General features: G+C 56.7%; 17 protein-coding genes. 12 read left to right on the top strand and 5 right to left on the bottom strand.

Going from position 1 to position 19,179, the window contains the following annotated elements:
• Positions 1-75 precede the first annotated feature (75 nt).
• On the bottom strand, positions 76-939 hold the full coding sequence (locus tag AC3IUF_RS16955; protein ID WP_463543208.1) for a helix-turn-helix domain-containing protein: 864 nt from the start codon (positions 937-939) through the stop codon (positions 76-78).
• A 427-nt stretch (positions 940-1,366) separates the two neighbouring features.
• Here AC3IUF_RS16955 and gabP point away from each other — a divergent pair, with 427 nt between their 5' ends.
• The 9 genes from gabP (at position 1,367) to AC3IUF_RS16910 (ending at position 12,052) form a co-directional block, all read left to right on the top strand.
• Positions 1,367-2,767, top strand: coding sequence for a GABA permease (gabP, locus tag AC3IUF_RS16950; protein ID WP_489278711.1), 1,401 nt, complete (start codon positions 1,367-1,369; stop codon positions 2,765-2,767).
• Between the two features lie 88 nt (positions 2,768-2,855).
• A complete protein-coding gene (gbdR, locus tag AC3IUF_RS16945; RefSeq protein WP_489278709.1) occupies positions 2,856-3,956 on the top strand; it encodes a choline metabolism transcriptional regulator GbdR in 1,101 nt (366 codons plus the stop codon).
• A 133-nt stretch (positions 3,957-4,089) separates the two neighbouring features.
• A complete protein-coding gene (locus tag AC3IUF_RS16940) occupies positions 4,090-4,503 on the top strand; it encodes a PaaI family thioesterase (protein ID WP_095111948.1) in 414 nt (137 codons plus the stop codon).
• A gap of 242 nt (positions 4,504-4,745) precedes the next feature.
• The gene (locus AC3IUF_RS16935; RefSeq protein WP_176472281.1) at positions 4,746-6,158 is read left to right on the top strand and encodes a hypothetical protein; all 1,413 of its coding nucleotides are present in this window, start codon (positions 4,746-4,748) and stop codon (positions 6,156-6,158) included.
• A 138-nt stretch (positions 6,159-6,296) separates the two neighbouring features.
• A complete protein-coding gene (locus AC3IUF_RS16930; protein WP_489278707.1) occupies positions 6,297-8,711 on the top strand; it encodes a dynamin family protein in 2,415 nt (804 codons plus the stop codon).
• Positions 8,708-9,613 carry a diguanylate cyclase regulator RdcB family protein gene (locus AC3IUF_RS16925; protein WP_489278705.1) on the top strand — a complete coding sequence of 302 codons (906 nt, stop codon included), beginning with the start codon at positions 8,708-8,710 and terminating at the stop codon, positions 9,611-9,613. Before AC3IUF_RS16930 ends, AC3IUF_RS16925 begins: the two co-directional genes overlap by 4 nt.
• Positions 9,613-10,698 (top strand): patatin-like phospholipase family protein, encoded by a 1,086-nt coding sequence (locus AC3IUF_RS16920; protein WP_238539563.1) that lies wholly within the window; start codon positions 9,613-9,615, stop codon positions 10,696-10,698. The genes AC3IUF_RS16925 and AC3IUF_RS16920 overlap by 1 nt, the downstream gene beginning before the upstream one ends.
• Positions 10,699-10,711: 13 nt before the next feature.
• Positions 10,712-11,272, top strand: a complete 561-nt coding sequence (locus tag AC3IUF_RS16915; protein WP_007916191.1) for a hypothetical protein — start codon at positions 10,712-10,714, stop codon at positions 11,270-11,272.
• A gap of 87 nt (positions 11,273-11,359) precedes the next feature.
• Complete coding sequence (locus AC3IUF_RS16910) at positions 11,360-12,052, top strand: hypothetical protein (RefSeq protein ID WP_095111952.1); 693 nt, start codon at positions 11,360-11,362, stop codon at positions 12,050-12,052.
• Between the two features lie 541 nt (positions 12,053-12,593).
• On the opposite strand, the gene AC3IUF_RS16905 is transcribed toward AC3IUF_RS16910, so the two are convergent.
• Positions 12,594-14,453, bottom strand: a complete 1,860-nt coding sequence (locus AC3IUF_RS16905; RefSeq protein WP_489281670.1) for an ABC transporter ATP-binding protein — start codon at positions 14,451-14,453, stop codon at positions 12,594-12,596.
• 222 nt (positions 14,454-14,675) lie between these two features.
• Here AC3IUF_RS16905 and AC3IUF_RS16900 point away from each other — a divergent pair, with 222 nt between their 5' ends.
• Positions 14,676-14,870 carry a hypothetical protein gene (locus AC3IUF_RS16900; protein ID WP_007916204.1) on the top strand — a complete coding sequence of 65 codons (195 nt, stop codon included), beginning with the start codon at positions 14,676-14,678 and terminating at the stop codon, positions 14,868-14,870.
• 313 nt (positions 14,871-15,183) lie between these two features.
• Here AC3IUF_RS16900 and AC3IUF_RS16895 read toward each other — a convergent pair whose 3' ends face one another.
• Positions 15,184-16,161, bottom strand: coding sequence for an alpha/beta hydrolase (locus tag AC3IUF_RS16895; RefSeq protein WP_489278703.1), 978 nt, complete (start codon positions 16,159-16,161; stop codon positions 15,184-15,186).
• The gene (gene tspO, locus AC3IUF_RS16890) at positions 16,161-16,601 is read right to left on the bottom strand and encodes a tryptophan-rich sensory protein TspO (RefSeq protein ID WP_007916213.1); all 441 of its coding nucleotides are present in this window, start codon (positions 16,599-16,601) and stop codon (positions 16,161-16,163) included. Before tspO ends, AC3IUF_RS16895 begins: the two co-directional genes overlap by 1 nt.
• 142 nt (positions 16,602-16,743) lie before the next feature.
• Here tspO and AC3IUF_RS16885 point away from each other — a divergent pair, with 142 nt between their 5' ends.
• Positions 16,744-17,010, top strand: a complete 267-nt coding sequence (locus tag AC3IUF_RS16885) for a DUF6555 family protein (RefSeq protein ID WP_007916215.1) — start codon at positions 16,744-16,746, stop codon at positions 17,008-17,010.
• Positions 17,011-17,090: 80 nt separating this feature from the next.
• Positions 17,091-17,489, top strand: coding sequence for a hypothetical protein (locus AC3IUF_RS16880; RefSeq protein ID WP_007916218.1), 399 nt, complete (start codon positions 17,091-17,093; stop codon positions 17,487-17,489).
• Here the strand turns inward: AC3IUF_RS16880 and AC3IUF_RS16875 are convergent, their stop codons facing one another.
• Positions 17,490-19,070: an EAL domain-containing protein gene (locus AC3IUF_RS16875; protein ID WP_489278700.1), complete on the bottom strand. Its 1,581-nt coding sequence runs from the start codon at positions 19,068-19,070 to the stop codon at positions 17,490-17,492.
• Positions 19,071-19,179 lie beyond the last annotated feature (109 nt).

The raw sequence follows: 19,179 nt of genomic DNA, 5'->3' as shown, positions 1-19,179 counted from the left end.
CGTGTCATGGTGACGATGACCGCTATCGTGCGCTTTGCTGAACTGGCCAGACACTTCGCCTGACTGGCCAAGCGGTCATTGCTGTTTCGAAAAGACGCTGGGTGAAACGCCAAAAGCGCTTTTGAAGGCGCGGCTGAAGTGCGCCATGTTGGTGAAACCAAAGCAGAGTGCGACTTCGCTGACGCTGCGAGACGGGCCTTTCATCAGCGCCGTCCGGCAAGCCTGAAGACGTTGCTGCCACAGCCAGCGAGTGGCCGTTGTGCCCTCCATGGCGAACAGGCGGCTGAGTGCGCGCGGGGAGACATGAATGGCTTGTGCGATGGCCGCGAGGTCCAGCCCGGTGTCCTCAAGGTTGGCCAGCAAGAAGTCTTTGGCTTTCATCAGTTGCGCGTCATGACGGCTCGAGTGGCCAAGATCCGCGAGGTCGAACGCGCCTTCGAAAGCTGTGGCCAGCACTTCCAGCAACGCGCCACTCAAGCGTTCGCCGGCACGGGTTTGCTGAGGGCCGGTATCGAGCACTTCAACCATCATGTTGCCGGCCAGTCTTGCCAGTGCCGAATGGCTGTCGAGCGTGCGACTGACCAGGGCTTCGGGTCTGGGCAAGTGCTGGATCAATCGTTCGCGGGGGATCGCAATGACGATCTGATCGTCTCCCTTGGGGAAACGGCACCGGTAGGGTTCGGCACTGTTGAACAGCACGATATCGCCGCGAGCCTGTACCGATCGTCGCCCGCGTTGTTCCAGTTCGGCTTCTGTGCTGAGGGTGAGGCAAAGAAAAAACTGCTCAACGCCTGAATCTGTCTGTCTGCTTTCGTATTCGATGGGCGCCGATGAGATGTGCGTCAGCAGAATATCGCCTAGCGTGTTAGCGCTGAGGCGACCATCGAATGGCGTGTCGGACAGCGTGCGCTGGGTGGTCAGGCCGTAGGTGGCGCACACTACCTCGCTCCAATAGTCGAGCCGCTCTTTGGCAAGCAAGGATCGAGGAGGGTAGAGAATGGCCATTGTCGTAGTAACTGACTCGCAGAGTGGGTTCGGCTAGCAAGGATGCTATCAGACCAGCAGGCTCAACGAACCCGAAAGCTATTCAAAGACTGCTCGCTGACTGATGGATATCTATATCGACCATCCGGTCTCCGCATGTCGATATCAAACACAACCATGGCGCAATCAGGCTACTGGATTGTCGGACAATCCCGGTAAGGTGACGCGTCTTCACGTCAAAATAACCCCATCCAGATCATGGGGTTAATAAGAACTGCGGCGGTTGAACGGGCTTCTTTCGGGAAGTTCAGCAGGCAACGATCGTGCTCGTTTGCCGGAGTCAACTCGCTTAAATGTCGATCAGCAGAGAACAAAAAAACCAATGATCAGCCCGAACTCAACGGATTCGAGTAGCCAATTGGCGCAGGGCTTCAAGCCTCGTCACGTCACCATGCTGTCCATCGCCGGGATTATCGGCGCCGGATTGTTCGTAGGTTCAGGACATGCCATTGCGGCGGCGGGGCCGGCGGTTCTGTTGGCTTATCTGTTCTCCGGTTTGCTCGTCGTGCTGGTCATGCGCATGCTCGGCGAGATGGCGGTGGCCAATCCGGACACCGGCTCGTTCTCGACCTATGCCGACCAGGCCATCGGGCGCTGGGCGGGGTTCACCATTGGCTGGTTGTACTGGTGGTTCTGGGTTCTGGTCATTCCTATCGAAGCGCTGGCGGCCGGGCATGTGCTTAACCAATGGTTTCCGCAGGTTGATGCCTGGCTGTTCGCGTTGGGCTCGATCATTGCGCTGGTGGTGACCAACCTGTTCAGCGTGTCCAAGTACGGTGAATTCGAATTCTGGTTCGCCATGGCCAAGGTCGTGGCGATCATCGGTTTTATCGGCGTTGGTTTCGCCGTGTTGATGGGCTGGATTCCCGACAGGGAAGTCAGCGGCTTGAGCGGATTGATGGCCGAGCACGGCGGGTTTGCGCCCAACGGCTTGTCAGCGGTGGTCGGCGCGTTCATCACCATCATGTTCAGCTTCATCGGAACCGAAGCGGTGACCATCGCCGCAGCCGAATCGAATGATCCGTCGCGCAACATTGCCAAGGCCACGCGCTCGGTGATCTGGCGTATTGGCGTGTTTTACCTGCTGTCGATCTTCGTCGTCATCTCCGTGGTGCCGTGGAATGATCCGTTGCTCGCTTCGGTCGGCTCTTATCAGCGCGCCCTGGAAATCATGAACATTCCTCACGCCAAGTTCATGGTCGACGTCGTCGTGCTGATTGCCGTGGCCAGTTGCATGAACTCCTCGATCTACATTGCCTCGCGCATGTTGTACTCGCTGGGCCGGCGTGGCGATGCGCCGAAGATGCTCAAGGCGACATCCTCGGAAGGTGTACCGCGCGCAGCGGTCATCGCCAGCACCGTGATCGGTGCGTCAATCACCGTGTGGAGCTATTTCATGCCTGCCGGGCTGTTTCAATTCCTGCTGGCCAGCTCCGGGGCGATTGCCTTGCTGGTATACCTCGCGATCGCGGTGTCGCAGTTGCGCATGCGGCGGATACTGCGCCAGCGCAACGTCGAGCTGACTTTTCGCATGTGGCTGTTTCCGTGGCTGACGTGGCTGGTGATTGTGTTCATCTGCGCAGCGCTGGCGGTGATGATGATCACTCCTGAACATCGCACCGAAGTCACCACAACTATTGGCCTGGCGCTGGCGATTTCCTTTATCGGCCTGGTGACGTCGCGGCATCCTGCGCCGGCGGCGAGGGTTACGTCGGTGGGGTAGGCGGTTGCGCCGAACCTGATACTCCCTTCGCGAAGGCCGAAGGGAATGACAGACGCCTGCGTCTCAGACCGATTCTTATGAGGACATGATGTCATCGATCTCCGCCGTGGCCGACGGTGCGACGCAATCCGTCGGGTTTCTGCTGTTAGACAAATTCACCCTCATGTCGCTGGCGTCCGCCGTCGAGCCATTGCGCATGGCCAATCAACTGACCGGGCGAACGCTGTATCGCTGGCACACCTTCAGCGCCAATGGCGCGGCGGTCTGGGCCAGTGACGGCGTGCCGATCACCCCGGATGGCTCGTGGAGTAATCCCTCCGTGGCGGACACGGTCATCGTCTGCGGTGGTGTCGGCATCCAGAGCGCAATTACCCGCGAGCACACGACCTGGCTGCAAGCCCTGGCGCGGCAATCGAAACGCTTGGGCGGGGTCTGCACCGGCAGTTGGGCGCTGGCCAAGGCCGGGTTGCTCGACGGCTATGAGTGCAGCGTGCACTGGGAATTTCTGGCGGCCATGCAGGAGGCGTTTCCGCGCGTCAATGTCAGCACCAGCCTGTTTACCCTCGACCGCAACCGCTTCACCAGCTCCGGCGGCACCGCGCCGCTGGACATGATGCTGCACCTGATTGCGCGCGATCATGGTCGTGAACTGGCCACCGCCGTCTCCGAGATGTTCGTCTACGAGCGCATCCGCAACGAGCAGGATCATCAGCGCGTGCCGCTCAAGCATGTGGTCGGCACGCACCAGCCCAAGCTGCAAGAAGTCGTTGCGTTGATGGAAGCCAATCTTGAAGAGCCGATAGACCTGGACAACCTGGCCGAATACGTGGATCTGTCACGGCGGCAGTTGGAGCGGTTGTTTCAGAAGTACCTGCAATGCACGCCGTCGCGCTACTACTTGAGGTTGCGGCTTATTCGCGCGCGACAGCTGCTCAAGCAAACCTCCTTGTCGATCGTTGAGCTGGCGTATGTCTGCGGTTTCGTTTCCACACCGCATTTCTCCAAATGCTATCGCGAGCACTTTGGCGTACCGCCGAGCGACGAGCGATCAGGTTCTGAAATGAGCCGTAAATCGGCATCGCCACGGTCAGTGACCAAACCGCTGACGACGCTCGACCAAGCGCGCGACGAATCGACGTTTGCCAGTGTCCGAATGATGGAGCGTGCAGATTTGGCATCCACGGGATGATCGGTCGGTCTGCTTTGACAGTTGATCACTGCAGATTCCGCATACGTATAGTTCTTGCTCCATTGCGCGGTTGCCAATAAACCCTCCTGTCAAGGTCAATGAAGCCGGTGAGTCACCGGCACCAGGAGGGATCATGAACGCCACGCCAATTCCCGAAGGTTTCACCCCGTTTACCCGCAGCAGTCCGTTGCTTGATTTGCTGGGCCCGATCTACGCGCGAGGCAGTGGGCTGCAATTGGAACTGGGATTGTTGACTGACTCACGCCATGCCAATGGCCGTGGCACCTTGCATGGTGGTGTATTGGCGACATTGGCCGATGTCGGGATGGGTTATGCCATGGCGTTTTCCAGCGACCCTCCGCAGCCATTGATCACCGCGAGCATGACTCTGGATTATCTCGGCGCGGTAAAAATGAATGAGTGGCTGGAAGTGCGTTTGGAGCATTCGAAAAAGGGACGTCAACTGGCGTTTGCTGCTGTTAGTTTGCATGTTGGGGAGCGAACGGTTGCGCGGGCCAGTGCGGTGTTTGCGGTGCCGGTGAGTTGAAAGTGAGTATTCGTCAAAGCGTTGGTTACTGTGCCATTAACCCTTGCGCCACTGCATCTTTTGGCGCACCCGTTGAAACTCGTACGGTAAGCCAATCAGGGCCGTTTCTGATTGGGTTTCGGCCGCGTCGATAGAACTTTGGTCGGTGTCTGGCGTGATGGCATTTCGATGTCTTCCTGTGCATAATCGGACGCCGCTGCCAAAGCAGACTGAAGTGGAATCATGGGAAAGGGAGCACCTTCGTGCGCCTTTTCGACATCATATTGGCGATCTTGGAGATGGATCGGCCAGCCAGTTTCAGTCAGTCGCGAGCAGCTTTGAGATCGAAAGGAATCAGCATGACGCAGAGGGTGGTGCAAACGATTTCTCGTGCCTGGTCGCGCATGGGAGAGCTGAGTCGACTTCGGACTCCGTCCCAACGCAGTGAATACATCGTTGAAGGTTTCGCCGATGACCGGGTGATCGTATTGGTCGCCTCCAAGCGCCACGTCCTGCTCAGATCGGCGTTCGAAGCGGCGCTGAATTACCTTCACCAACACAGCCATGGGATTGAAAGTCCGTGCCTGATCAAGTCAAACAATGACCCGGCGCTATCCGGCCCGCTCTGTCGTGCCAGTAGAGTCACGTTGAGCGGGGCGTACGGCCCGCGAAACATCAATTACGTACTGCCAATTCTGCAAGCACTCGGCGTGGTCGATATTCGCACATCGACGCCTAATGCTGTCTGGCTCGTGACGCCTCTCGCAGCCAATGATCTTTCATTTTCGAACCCGGTACGACGAGTCGGGAAGGGTTTGCTCACTGCCAGGCAATTTGATTTTGCTCAGTATCTGAGCGGTTTATGGACAGGTGCAGCAGGTTCGTTTTCGCATCGCTACAAGGTCAGTAGGCACCATTCCTGGAAAGACTGGAGAGCTCGGCATGGCGCCAGCGATTGGTGGTGCCAGAGCTTAAGCCAAGCGAACCAGCACTATTGCTGGCGTGAAAAGGCTGCCCCGCATGATTTTGCGAGTATTGCAGCTGAGCTGCGCAAGAGTCTGGAGAACAATGATGAAGCCGCGGCGTTGGTCGCGTGCAAGGCGATCTTTGCCTGGGGTGGCGTTGCTCGAAAGGCTGACGATGCTTCTTTGCAGTGGGTCGAGTTGCAGGCGGCAGCCAAGACCTTGTGCCGTTCAATCCGCAGGGCCGTTAAGTTGCTTGACCGCGCATGTGCAGACCCGCTGGACGATTTCAACGGAAAAACACTGTTGATGAATTCAGCGATGACCAAGATCTATGCCGCAGCGGCGCCGGACAGCTTGATTATTTATGACGGTCGTGTGGGTGCGGCATTGGGGTTGTTGGCGCGCACTTGGCTTTTGGCAAATGCTGAGCGCACGGTTCCTACGGATTTGGCATTTCGCTGGGGCCCGAATACCAAGACCGCGAACCAGAAGGATGAAACGAGAAATCCTTCGCAAGACCTCTTCATTTTCACAAACCTCTATACCACCTCCAGCGACATTCCTGCACGCAACAGGGAGTGGGCTGAGCTTGTGCGGATGAGCAGCCGCTTGCTGTGGACTACGGGCAAAGTTCTCGACGCGCAGAGTTACACGGTGACATTAAGCATGTTGGAGCGTTCGTTGTTTATGTTGGGGTATGACGTTCGCTGATAGCACGCCGTGAGTTTTCAAGTTTCTGAGGCGTTGGTCATGATCCCTTCGTTATTTGATGCAGTGACAGCTGTTGTGAGTAAAGCATTGGCAGATTCAAGGACCGCAATCCGGGCCGCTAATTTTCAAGGAGATCAGATGTACGAGCAAAATATCGAACTGCTGCGCGAAGAATCCCTGCGTTTGCTTGAAGTGGAAATCGATCTGTTGCAACGAATGAAGGATGCAGACGGCGTAGTGGTCGATGAGCACAGTCATGAGCACCAGACGTTTACCCAGGCCAGCATCCAGAAAGATCTGCAAATGCTCCGGGGCGAAGCAGACAAGCTTCAGCGCCTGGAAATGGTGCTGGCCGTTGTCGGCACGATGAAGGCAGGTAAATCGACGACGATTAACGCCATTGTCGGCACTGAGGTGCTGCCAAATCGAAATCGTCCGATGACCGCTCTACCGACGCTCATTCGTCATACCCCCGGCCAGATCGAACCTGTTTTGCGTCTGGAAAACATCGGCCCGATCAACAGTGTCGTAGCTGAGTTGCATGAGTTGCTGCGTGACCCCGCCGGGCAGCAATTGCCCTACGAACTGATTGACGACAAGGATATGCAGTCCCTGCTGCGGCTAATTGACGAGAATCAGCGGTTTGACAACTGCTATCAGGGTCCTGAGGCCATTTTTTGGTTTCTCAGAAGCTTGAATGATCTAGTGCGCGTAGCGCTCGAGTTGGGCGTGGACTTCCCATTTGATAGCTATGACGAAATTCACGAAATCCCCGCTATTGAAGTCGAGTTTTCCCATTTGGCCGCAATGCCAGAAGGTTTGGGCCGTTTGACCTTGCTCGACACGCCCGGCCCGAATGAAGCCGGCCAGCAGCATCTTCGCAAAATGCTGGGCGAGCAACTGAAAAACGCCTCGGCTGTTTTAGCCGTTCTGGACTTCACTCAACTCAAGTCAGATGCTGACCAGCATGTGCGCCAGGAACTGGAGCGAATCGCAGATGTAGCTCAAGGGCGGATGTTTGCGCTCGTCAACAAGTTCGATGAGAAAGATCGCAACAGTGATGATGAGGCGCAGACCAAACGCTTTGTTGCTGATTCATTGATGGAGGGTCGACTACAGCATTCTCAGGTATTCCCCGTATCGTCAAAATTCGGCGATCTTGCCAACCGTGCACGACGCGAGTTGGCACTCAATGGCTGCTTGCCGACGATTGTCGGCGAGCAGAACGCCTGGGTGGAGGACTTCGGTAAAGCAGCGTTCGGCATGCTTTGGACGAGCATGGTGACAAATCCGGAGGCCGTGAAAACAGCGGCCAACGCACTCTGGAATGCCTCGTTGTTCGCGGCTCCTCTGGATCAGATCATTCGTAAAGCCCACGCCGGCGCTGCGACACTTGCCGTGGCTTCTGCTGCCGCCAAGCTCGCTGACATCGCGGCCAGATTGAACAACTTTCTCTCTGTTCGAGATGCTGCGCTGGGAAAGGGCGTAGAAGAATTGAGCGAGCAGATCAATTCTTTGCGCAATGACATCGACCGTATCACCGGTCTGGAAGCCAAGACGCGAAAGGATGCCGAACGCGCCTTGCAAGCTATTGATGGAAAAATGAATAAGGTCTTTTCTGAAATTCGTGCCGCCATCAGCGCTCAGATTCAAGAGGGATTCAAAGCGGGCAAGGAAACCGAAGAGCAACAACCTCAGGAGCGCAAAAGAGAGTCTCTGACCGGACTGCTCTCGATGCTGACGGGTGCGGGTAGCCAACGGAGGCTGGAGAGACGACGTACGACTTACGGCTATGAGTTTAATGAAGACACGCCTGTCATCAAACTCAGCAATCGGGAAAAAGCTCAAGAGATTACGCAGGGTATCGAGAATGGAGTCCGGGAGATAATCACGCTCAATGAAAGGCGTTTAGTCGCAGAGACTGAGCTCATTTTGCGAGATTTTCATGTTTTGTTCGAGCAAGGCATTTCAACTCAGGCCAGTGAGATTATCAGCCAACTCAACCAGCGATTGAACCGCAGCGGCTTTTCCATTGCAATCAAACTACCACCCATGCCAGCGCTTTCAATGCGACCTTCCAGTGGAGAAGTGTTGGGTGAGGTCATCGAAAACAAGCAGCGCAGTGTGCGTCGGCGGCGTCGAGCCGGTGGGTTGTGGGGGGGCATTTGCAGCTTCTTCGAGACAGATGACTGGGGTTGGGAAACCTATTCGTCGAGAGAGGAATATTTTGAAATCGACGTGAATAAGGTGAAGGCCTCTATCGAAAAGTCTGTCGCCGATGTGTTCGCTGGTTTGGCGAGTGCCACGGTCGAGACCATCGCCAAGCCACTGGAGGCCAGTGTTGACAACTTCTTTGATGAACTCAGGCTCACCGTCGAGTCCATCCGCAGCGACCTGAATCAAAGTATTCGCGACAAACAGTCCGATCAAGGGCAGCAGCAAAGACTGGGTGAACTGCTGGCAGGCTTCAAACGCCATGTGCCTGGTATTCAAAAGGACAGTGATGCGCTCAAACGTGACATCCCTTCCGCGGGCGTTGAGGTGGCGGCATGAGTGAGCAGACCCCGATTTCACCCGGCTCGGATATCTGCCAGACACTGACGTGTCTGCCCGAAAAATTCGTGGTGGATTTTGCCAACGGCATTGATGTCGCGCGGGAACGCCAACGTTACATGGCCAAGCGGGATGGGTTTTTCACTCGCCTTTTCGACGGCTTTACCGGTCAGGGTGATCGCAATCAGGCTGAGATCAACGCAAGCCTTACTGATGGCGTGGAAGGTGCGTTGAACTGGTTGAAGGATTTGAGCGAGTCGTTGGCCAAAAGCAATCATGCGATTGTTCAAGTCAACACCCGGGTCAACGCCCTCAAACATGATGTCGCCACCCTCGTCGATTTTTCGATAGAGAGCCGCCAGGCTATTAATTCGCTTTCGCAACGTCTGGACGAGCGTTGTGATGAGCTGGATCGCAATGTCGCAAGGATTGACCGGTTACAGCAGGCACACCTGCATCTGGACGATGTCTTCGGCAAGTGGGGAGCAGGGCGGTTCAATATGTTCACGCTGTCCGGGCGCTGCTATGCAGCACTTGAAGAACTGCGGTGGGGGGCGTTTGGCGACTATTGCCAGACAGTGTCCGGGCACGAACGACAGAAACAGCTTGAGCGTCTGGCCAATCAGGCAATCATTCAGATGAACAAGGATGCAGGAATTAGTCAGGGCGAGCGTATAGCGACTCGCGACCGGTGGCTGGCTTGTCCTGTTGGAAGTGTTGTTTCTGCTGACGGCGAAGATGCTATTCGCTATCTGGGGGACTGGACGGACCCATATTTTACACCTTTCGCATTTGCGGCCTCGCAGACCCCGGAAGAGTTGCCTGTGCATTTGCCAAGGATCATTGCAGCGCCAAGGGTGACAGAAGCCATGATCAGTGAGCTGTTTCTGGAGGCTTCATGATGACTGCTCCCTTGAAAGTCGGGTTGGTACTTTCCGGTGGTGGGGCCAAAGGGGCCTATCAGGTCGGTGTGCTCAGAGCCTTGCGCGAACTCGGCACCCGCATTGATGCAGTTTCAGGCGCCAGCATTGGCGCTCTCAACGGCGGCGTTCTGGCTTCTTCTCCATCGCTGGATGTTGCTATCGAGCGCCTTGAGGCTGTCTGGGAAAGATTGGCCAATGACTCCCCGTTGAGCATGAAGGCGCCTGGATATCTGGCGCTGTTGGCTGCGGCGGGCCTGCGGATTCAGGGGGCAGGGGCTGTGCTCGGGCTTGTTCACGCCGTGAAGAAAATAGCGGGCGCCTTTGAGTTCGAGTTGCCGAGCTGGCTTGATGGGCTCGACGAAGGCTTGCTGGACGACCAACCGTTGAAGCAACTGATGGATGAGTTTCTCGACAGCAAGCAGCTAGCGACAGGGATCCCACTCTATGTCTCGTTGTATCGCAGCAACGGCGGTCTGCAGGACTTGGCGTCAGCATTCATGGCTGAGCTGGGGCTGAGCAATACACCGGATTCGGAATTCGTGCATATACAGTCGCTCGAGGAAGACCGGCGCAAACAGGTGTTGCTGGCTTCTGCTGCGATCCCGCTATTGTTCGCCTCCCGCAAACACGGTGAAAAACGTTACTCGGACGGCGGCCAAGGTGGCTGGCAGACGATGCAGGGTAATACGCCAATCACCCCATTGCTGGAAGCTGGATGCAATCTGGTAATCGTCACTCACTTGAGTGATGGATCACCATGGAGCCGTCAACGATTTCCGGATGCAACCATTTTGGAAATTCGTCCCCAACAAAGCCTTAACCGAGCTACGGGCCTCATGAGCGGCGCTCAGGACTTGCTCGGTTTTGATGTCGACAAGATCCCCACCTGGATCGAGCAGGGTTATCAGGACACGCTGCATTGTGTTGGACGGGTCATGAAGGCTCAGCAAAGCCGCGACGAATTGCGTGTCGCGCAAGCCGCTCTTGCAGGCATCGCAAGTGAGTCCGCAAGTGCCGACGCAACACTGGCCGATGCGATGGCACGATTATCCAGGCAGCCCTGACAAGGAGTCAGAAGTGGCAAATGTAAAAATTGAATGGGATTGGCTGCATTGGAATTGTGGTCAGACGTGGGGAACTGATGTCTGGCCGGAATTGCAACGCAGAGGGGTTAAACAGCAAGACCTTGAACGATGCGTCTATGTGATCAGGCTCAACGGTCTGTTCGCCATCCAGTACCCGCTAGGCGTTTCTCCCACGGTCTATATCGGCGAAGGAAACTTTGAACAACGTATCACTCAGCACAAAAACTGGCTGATGGAACTCGCGGATTTGCAAGGCGAGTATGAGTTTCTCATCGGCTATTGTTTCCCTCGCGCGCGGAACGCCTCGAAAGTTTATTCCGATTTCGAGGCGATGCTGATCCACGAATTTCGAGACATTTACGGCGCGGCTCCGCTGCGCAACAGGCAAATGGAATTTCAGAAATCAAACCACGTGTTTGAGCCAATGAATGAAATCCGCAGCGCGATCATGATTGGTCAAGGCATGCGTTTTCATTGGGCGGTGCAGCCGATGAAAAGCTCGCCTATGTATGATGTTTACCAGCGGACTATTCTGGAAGAGTTGAGGGTTTGACCCTGTCTTTAGCGGGGTAAAGCGAGAAGTCGTTGGTTAAATAAAATTTCAAGTCATTTGTTGTTGGCTAATTTGTTAGGGGTTTCCATGGATTTAGCTCCAGCTACAACCAAAACATCTATCGTGCTGCTGGGTGTTGCAATAATTGCGTTCGGCATAATTGTTTTAATGCAGGTGCTCACCGGATATCCGCCGTTCAAGGATCAATATTTTTTTCAGCTATTTGGAATCGAGGGACGAAACTGGTTTGTGGGCGGGAGAGAGGCTGTCCACTTTTTTGGATTTATTGGTTGTGTCTTATTCGGATGGTCCTATGTTTACTCGATGACATTCAAGGGGATGCTGAAGGTTCATTTTTTTATTCTCCCCGTTTTGCTGATGTTTTTGCTCGCATTAACAAAGTTTGTTGAACTGAATATTCCCTACTATTTTTTTGCAATCTTTGCTCTGATAGGTGCAGTCATATCTGTTTTAATGACAGTCTGGATGAACAGTTCCAAGCGCAGCGTTAAATACCCAAAGATGATCATTGTTCCGACGCTAGTTTGTCTCTCAATCTCTTGGATATGTGAGTTTTTTTGGGAGCCAACCATTCGCGCTTGTGGATGGCAACAAAGTGAGGGCATCACCTGGGCGCTACTGGTAGGGGAGAATAGCCCTTGTGTCTGGACACACCTTCGATTCCAGTGGGCTCAGATCATCATCGATTTTGCTGCGATCGTTATAGGCTTGGTGATTGCGCTTATTATTTATAAGTGTCTGGCGCATCAAAAGCGATGACGCCATCTGATTGGAGTTCGCGATATATGTGCTGTGCAGAGGGCAGAGGGCGCGGCTACGATGATGAAGAGTATAAACCGTGGTGTCGCCTGCGTTTCTAAAACCTCTTGCCAGTCATGTAGACGAGCCGATTCAAGCCACTACCGGCATAAGGATCTCAGCGACTGCGGATCGAATGACACATTGGCCATACTTCGAGTGTCAGCGACTAATTGCCATTGCCCAGCAGTGCCGTCGATTTCGCGCAGGGCCCATTGCCCGGGGCCGGACCAGGACAGTTCTATGTACGGCCCTTCAAGCACTTCGTTTGCGATTAACATGTCTACTTCGTCGGCAGGTCCCGGGAGCATGCCACCGACAGCAATGGGCACGCGCTGACGCAAAAGGCTGTTGAGCATGCTCAGCAACTCGACACGTGATGTGTAATGCACTCTGTGCTCCCCGACTTCGGTGTGGGCAAACACCAGGCTTCCGGTATCGGCGTCCACGGAACTGATCAGCGTGAGATGCGTCGGTGGCCGGCCTGAGCCTTTTGAATACCTCAAGCCTGATCCATCGCCGCCGCGACGCCCTGATCCTCCCCCAGAAACCCACCACTCTGATGCTGCCAGAGCCGCGCATAAATGCCGTTTCTGTTCAGCAACTCAGTGTGCGTCCCTTGCTCGATAATCCGCCCCTCATCCATGACAATCAGTCGATCCATCGCCGCAATCGTCGACAGCCGATGTGCAATAGCGATGACGGTCTTACCCTGCATCATTTCATCAAGACTTTCCTGAATGGCGACTTCGACTTCCGAGTCCAGCGCACTGGTGGCTTCGTCGAGCAGCAGGATCGGCGCGTTCTTCAGCATCACCCGGGCGATGGCGATGCGTTGACGCTGACCGCCGGAGAGTTTGATGCCGCGCTCACCAACCAGCGTGTCGTAGCCGCTGTGACCTTGTTTGTCGCTGAGTTGGCTGATGAAACCGTCGGCCTGTGCGTTGGCGGCGGCGCGGCGGATATCTTCGTCGGTGGCGTCCGGGCGGCCGTAGGCGATGTTGTCGCGTATCGAGCGGTGCAGCAGCGACGTGTCCTGAGTGACCATGCCGATCGCGCTGCGCAGACTGTCTTGGGTCACCTGCGCGATGTTTTGCCCGTCGATGCGAATCTCGCCGCTGTCGACATCATAGAAACGCAGCAGCAGATTGATCAGCGTCGATTTGCCCGCACCGGAGCGGCCGACCAAGCCAATTTTTTCGCCGGGCCGGATGTTCAGGCTCAAGTTGTCGAGGACCTGACGTTCGCCGTTGTAGTTGAAATTGACCTTGTCGAACGTCACTGCACCGCCCGCCGGCACCAGCACGCTGGCGTTCGGCGCGTCCTGCACTTTAGGGCCGCGGGTGAGGGTGGCCATGCCGTCCTGCACGGTGCCAATGTTTTCGAACAGCGACGTCATCTGCCACATGATCCAGTGCGACATGCCGTTGATGCGCAGCGCCATGGCGGTGATCGCCGCCACCGCACCGGTACCGACCTGACCCAGATGCCAGAGCCACAGCGCGTAGCCGCCGGCACCCAGAATCAGCCCGACCACCAGCGCCTGATTGACGATTTCGAACTGGCTGACCAGACGCATCTGGCGGAAACCGGTGAGCTTGAAATCCTCCATGGCGGCGCGTGCAAAGTGCGCTTCACGTTTGGAGTGTGAGAACAGTTTCACCGTGGTGATGTTGGTGTAGGCGTCGGCAATGCGCCCGGTCATCGATGATCGCGCATCGGCCTGTTCCTGGCCGACCTTCCCCAAGCGCGGCACAAAATAAACCATGGCCAGCCCGAATAACGCGAGCCAGGCAATGAACGGCAGCATCAGTTTCAAGGCAAAACCGCCAGCGAGGGCGATGATCGCAATGAAGTAAACGCCGATGCCCGGTGCGATTTCGATCAGGGTGAACAAGACTTCGCGCACCGCCAATGCGGTCTGCATGACCTTGGTCGTGACCCGCCCGGAAAATTCATCGGAGAAGAACGAAAGGCTTTGCCGCAGCATCAGCCGATGAAAGTCCCAGCGCAGCCGCAACGGCAGATTGATCGCCAGAATCTGGTGCTGGACCATGGTGCGCAACGCCACCAGGCCGATGCTGATGAACAACACAATGCCGATGCCCCAGAGCACGCGACTTTCTTGCGCGTTGACGCCGCCACCGGCCTGCCACGTCGAGAGCAAATCGACGACTTGCCCGAGAAAGGAAAACAGCCAGGCTTCGTAGATCGACACACCGGCACTGAGCAGCGCCAGCGCAAGGATATAACCGCGTGCGCCGCGCGTGCAGGCCCACAGGAACCGCATCAGGCCGACGGGCGGAGGCGGTGCTTCGTCGGGAGGAAATGGGTCGAGCCGTTGTTCAAACACGCGCAGCATTGTGGTCTCCGAAATGATCAGGGTCTGGGGATTCTGCCATTGAATGGCGGCTTTGAGGGTTTGCACGTCAATGGCTTGTCCCCATTGGGCGCTGGATTCCCGAGTATCGCCCGGGATTCCGGGTGCATGCCGGTCAGCTAAGCTGACAGCTCAGACGCCTTGAGCAATGCAAGATGCAGCGAATACACCGGGTTTCCTGTTGGGAGTCGATGGGCAAAGGAAATGTTTAATTTCTTTTTGACGTTTCTGTTCGTGCTCATTCCCACGGCGTCGCTGTCACTCGACAGTTACCTTCGTTACCGGGTGGCCAAGAGCAAACCGGTGAGCAAGGCGTGGAGGGCTTGCAATCATGTTCTTTCAATCATGCTGATCATGCAGTTGCTTGGTTTGGCGCTGTACTTCTTTTACATCGCTTGAATCTGGCGGGTTTCGATAGAGGGATCGATGTGGTGAGTTTCGCTTGCGCACTGTTGGTGATAGGCCTGGGGCTGATTTTGTATGTGTCAGATATGTTCGGCTATTCAAAGTCCGTTAAGGCAGAGCGGTCTCGGCTGATGTCCGCTCAGATGCTTACAAGGGAGCAGAGAGACAAGCGCCGGTATTATCAGTGGGCAGGCGCCGCGAGAGTTGTGGGTTGGATTGCGATAGCCGTGGGGCTTTTGCTTTTGATCTTCCGGTAACGCGAAACAGTGTGGGACAGAGTTTCAGCATCTGGCCGGGCTGCCAGTTTTCAACCTCGCGGCGCGCCAGCCTCAACGCGCGCCGAAATCCACTTTCGACTGTACGCCAGCACGCCCTCGGCGATGGCTGTGGGAAAGTGGATAAACCCGTGAGGCGAGGAGGGCAGCATGTACATTTCGACCGGGGCCGCTTGCGCCCAGCGCTTGGCGATCTCGAGAGTGTCATCGCGCAGCGGATCGAGTTCACCGGCAAACAGCAACGCGGGCGGGAAGCCGCTGAAATCGCCGTACAGCGGAGACAGCGGTGGCTGGCGGCGCTGCTCGTCAGTCAACTCGGGCGTAAGCAGACGTAGCGCCTCGACCATGCCCGGGCCGTCCAGCACCAACGTGTCTGCGGGGGCGGTGCGTACGCTGGGCGTGCCGGTCAGGTCGTAGACGCCGTAATACAGCAGTGCGCCGCTGATTCTCTGCAGCAGATCGGGCCATTGTTTCAGCGCCAACAGTGTCGCCGCCGCCAGATGGCCGCCCGCCGATTCACCGACTACCACGACGGGCAGGCCGGCGAACTCAGCCTCTTGTAACAGCCAACGAGTGGCGTTGAGGCAATCCTCCAGCAAGCCTTCGATGGGCGTGGACACGGCCAGTCGATAATCCACCGAAACCACGGTCACCTGGCAGCTGTCGACGATGGCCGCGTTGAAGTTGTCGTCCATCTGCGCATTGCCGATCACCCAGCCGCCACCGTGAAAGTCCAACACCACGCCTTTCGCCGGGCCCTTGGGGCGAATGATCCGCACCGGCACGTTATCAATCAGCTTGCGCTCAGCCGACAGACCAAACTTGCGCAACACGCCGGAACCGCCGATCTGGCTGACGCGCAACAGCGCCTGAATCAAACGCGGCGTCAGGCGATTGCGGATCTTGAAACGTGGCAGCCAGGCCAGCTTCCTGTTGAAGGCGCGTACCTCATCCAACTCGCGTTCGCCCTGCGGCCACGGTGTTGCAGTACCGCAATTGGCATTGCTCATCAGCGGTTCTTGATCAGGATGGAAAAATTCAACGCCGCCGCCACACACAGCCACGCCAGATAAGGAAACAGGATCAAACCAGTGATCAGGTCCAGTTGTATCGCCAGCACCACCATCGCCGCGACCACCAGCCACAACACGGTGAGAATCACCATCGCCGCCAGCACCTGATGCGCACCGAAGAACACCGGTGTCCACAGCGTGTTCAGCGCAATCTGCGCCGCCCATAGCGCCAGCACGGTCTGGCTACCGGGAATCAGGCTCAAGCGGTAACCGGCCCAGGCCAGCAGCAGATAGATAATCGTCCAGGCCACGGGGAACGCCCAGTTGGGCGGGGTGAAACCGGGTTTGTTCAGCCCTTCGTACCACGGCCCCGGTTTGAACATCACGCCGGTGGTTGCCGCTGCTGCGCAGGCCAGAAGAAAAATGAAGAAGGTCATCGCCTGTCCTTGGCTGAAATCAGCCGGTTGGGGGTTTAAGAAAGGGACGCCTCGGCAAGGAAAAAGTTTGCCATGAAATCCGGATTGGCCAGAGAGGCGATTCAATTTGAACTAAAAACTGACCACTGCGTCAGGATAATCAGTGCCTTTTCCAACTGACGTGGATGACATCATGTACACCTATCACATCGAATATCTGTTCAACGGCGAGCCGCGGACTTTTCTGCTTGAACTCAAGGAACAGCAGTTGTCCGAGCACGAAGCCGCGATGCATCTGCTGGAACTGCACTTGGGCGACGCTGAAAACGGCCTGATGATGCCCACTGCAGACTCAACACCCGAGCAGATCCTCGAACAGGCCGAGCGGGTAGGGATTACGGACATCAAGGTCGTCAGCCAGACCAACTGAAGGGTGAGGCAAACGTTGGCAACGGTGGGGATCCATTGCATGCTGCGCGCACACTTCACTGTACGCCCGGAGGACACGCCTTGCCGACCCTGAGCCGCGCTGATCTTGCTTACGTTCTACAAATCCTCGAGCAAGACACGATTCACGACTTGAGCCTTATTTCTCAGGCCGTGCAGATGAATCCTCGCGACCTGTTGAATCAAGTCGCGATTGCCATGGCCGATCAGTTCCTTAGCGGTGCACGCGACTTTCACGCATGCGACGAGGTGATGAATCTGTTGTTCGGCGATATCGTGAACCTCGGCATGGATGCCGAAATGCCCGAGCCGGCTTTTTCCATCTACCTCGCGTTTGATTCTGGAGAGCATTGGCACACCGGTGATAACAAGGAGGTCGTACCGTGGGAAAAATGGACGCGACCTGAGCTCGTGCAGATTCTTGATCAGCTGACTGGTGGCTTGTCCGGAGGTCGTCGATAGTTACACGCTTTCTAGCGCTGGATGGTCGACAAGCACGTTTGCCCGGTCTTGATAGAACCGCAAAAACTCATCCGCCGGCATCGCTTTGCCAAACAGCCAGCCCTGACCAAAATGCACGCCGTGATCGCGCAGGTAATCGCGCTGGGCTTCGGTCTCGATGCCTTCGGCGACTATCTGCAGGCGCAGGCTCTTGGCCATTTCGATGATGTGGCCGGTCACGGTGCCGGTCGCGGCATCCTGATCGATATTATCGACAAACGACTTGTCGATCTTCAGCACGTCCAGCGGCAGTTGCTGCAAATGCTGCAGGCTGGAAAACCCGGTGCCGAAATCATCGATAGCCGCCAGATAACCCAGCTCACGGGCATGGTTGACCGTGGCCCGCGCGGCGTCGATCTCGACGAATCCGCGCTCGGTGGCCTCCAGCCAGATTTGATGCTGCTGCACGTTGGCCCGGTCCAGCGCGGCCTCCAGTTTCGCCAGAAAGCGCCCGCTGCTGACGTCCTTCGCCGCCAGATTGATCGCCACGTGCAAGCTGCGCTCCTTGACCAGCAACGGGCCGAGGTCACGCATCACATTGTCGATGACCTGATCGGTGATCGGCAGAATCAAACCGCTGTGCTCGGCCAGCGGAATAAACGCATCGGGGCACACCCGCGAGCCATCCGGATGCTGCCAGCGCACCAGTGCCTCCGCACCGACGCAGGCTCCGTCGCTGAGGCGGATGATCGGTTGATAGTGAACAACGAACTCACGATTGCGCACCGCCATTTGCAGTTCCGCCAGCGGCGACAGACGTTGCCGGGTGCGGCGCACGATCAGCAACACCAGCACCCCGGCGAGCAAACCACCGATGGGCAATAGCAGTAACTCCCGGCGGATCAAGCCTTGCATCAGCTCATGGCGCGACAGCGCGGCGATGACGACCCAGTCGCCGCTGTGCACGAGGGTGTAGAGATAGCCGTCGGCAAGGCCCGAATGCGGGCCGGAATGCACGCGGGCAAGAAAGTGTTCTGCGCCCGGTCGCGAGGCACTGACCAATTGTCCGGCAGCAGTGCCGACCGCCAGGTGCAGATCCTCGTCAAGCATCACCTGCAAAAACTGCTCGGGATCGACCAGCACGTTGAACGCCGCGTACTGCAGCGCCATCATCGGCTTGGCCGCAACGATGCGCGACTGCACACCGAGCGACACACGCACGCCATCCGCGGTGGTGAAGTCTTCACGCCACGGCGCCGCATGCTGCCCGACCAGGCCCCATGACCCGCAGGCGTAAATCTCTTCTTCGACATAGCCGATCGACTTCACCGAGAGGGTGTTGATGGTCAGCAGACGCATCTCGTCGATGCTTTCCGGCGTGCACGGCGCGAGCCGCGAGCCGGCGATGGATTTCAGCGCGCCGGCCGCTTCACTGAAGGTGCCATGGGCACGACTGGAGGCGATGGAAGCGAGGGTTTCCAGACGTTGTTGAGCCGCTGCCAGATTCAACATCCAGGCGACGTAACCCATCAAAATGACCGGAAGCAAGACACACGGAAGGCCCAGGAGAATGCTCCCCCAGACAATGCGTTTTTTGTTCATGGCGCCACCTTGGCCTCAAGGCCTGTGACGTGCGCACAGCACGGCTGTTTCCCAGCCCTTTCAGAATACCGCCGGTGTGTGGGGCAAATATTGCTGTAGATCAACCGCC

The organism is Pseudomonas sp. KH_040 (assembly GCF_057839305.1).
The sequence above is the reverse complement of the archived record's forward strand: the minus strand, read 5'-3'. Positions and strand labels throughout refer to the sequence as shown.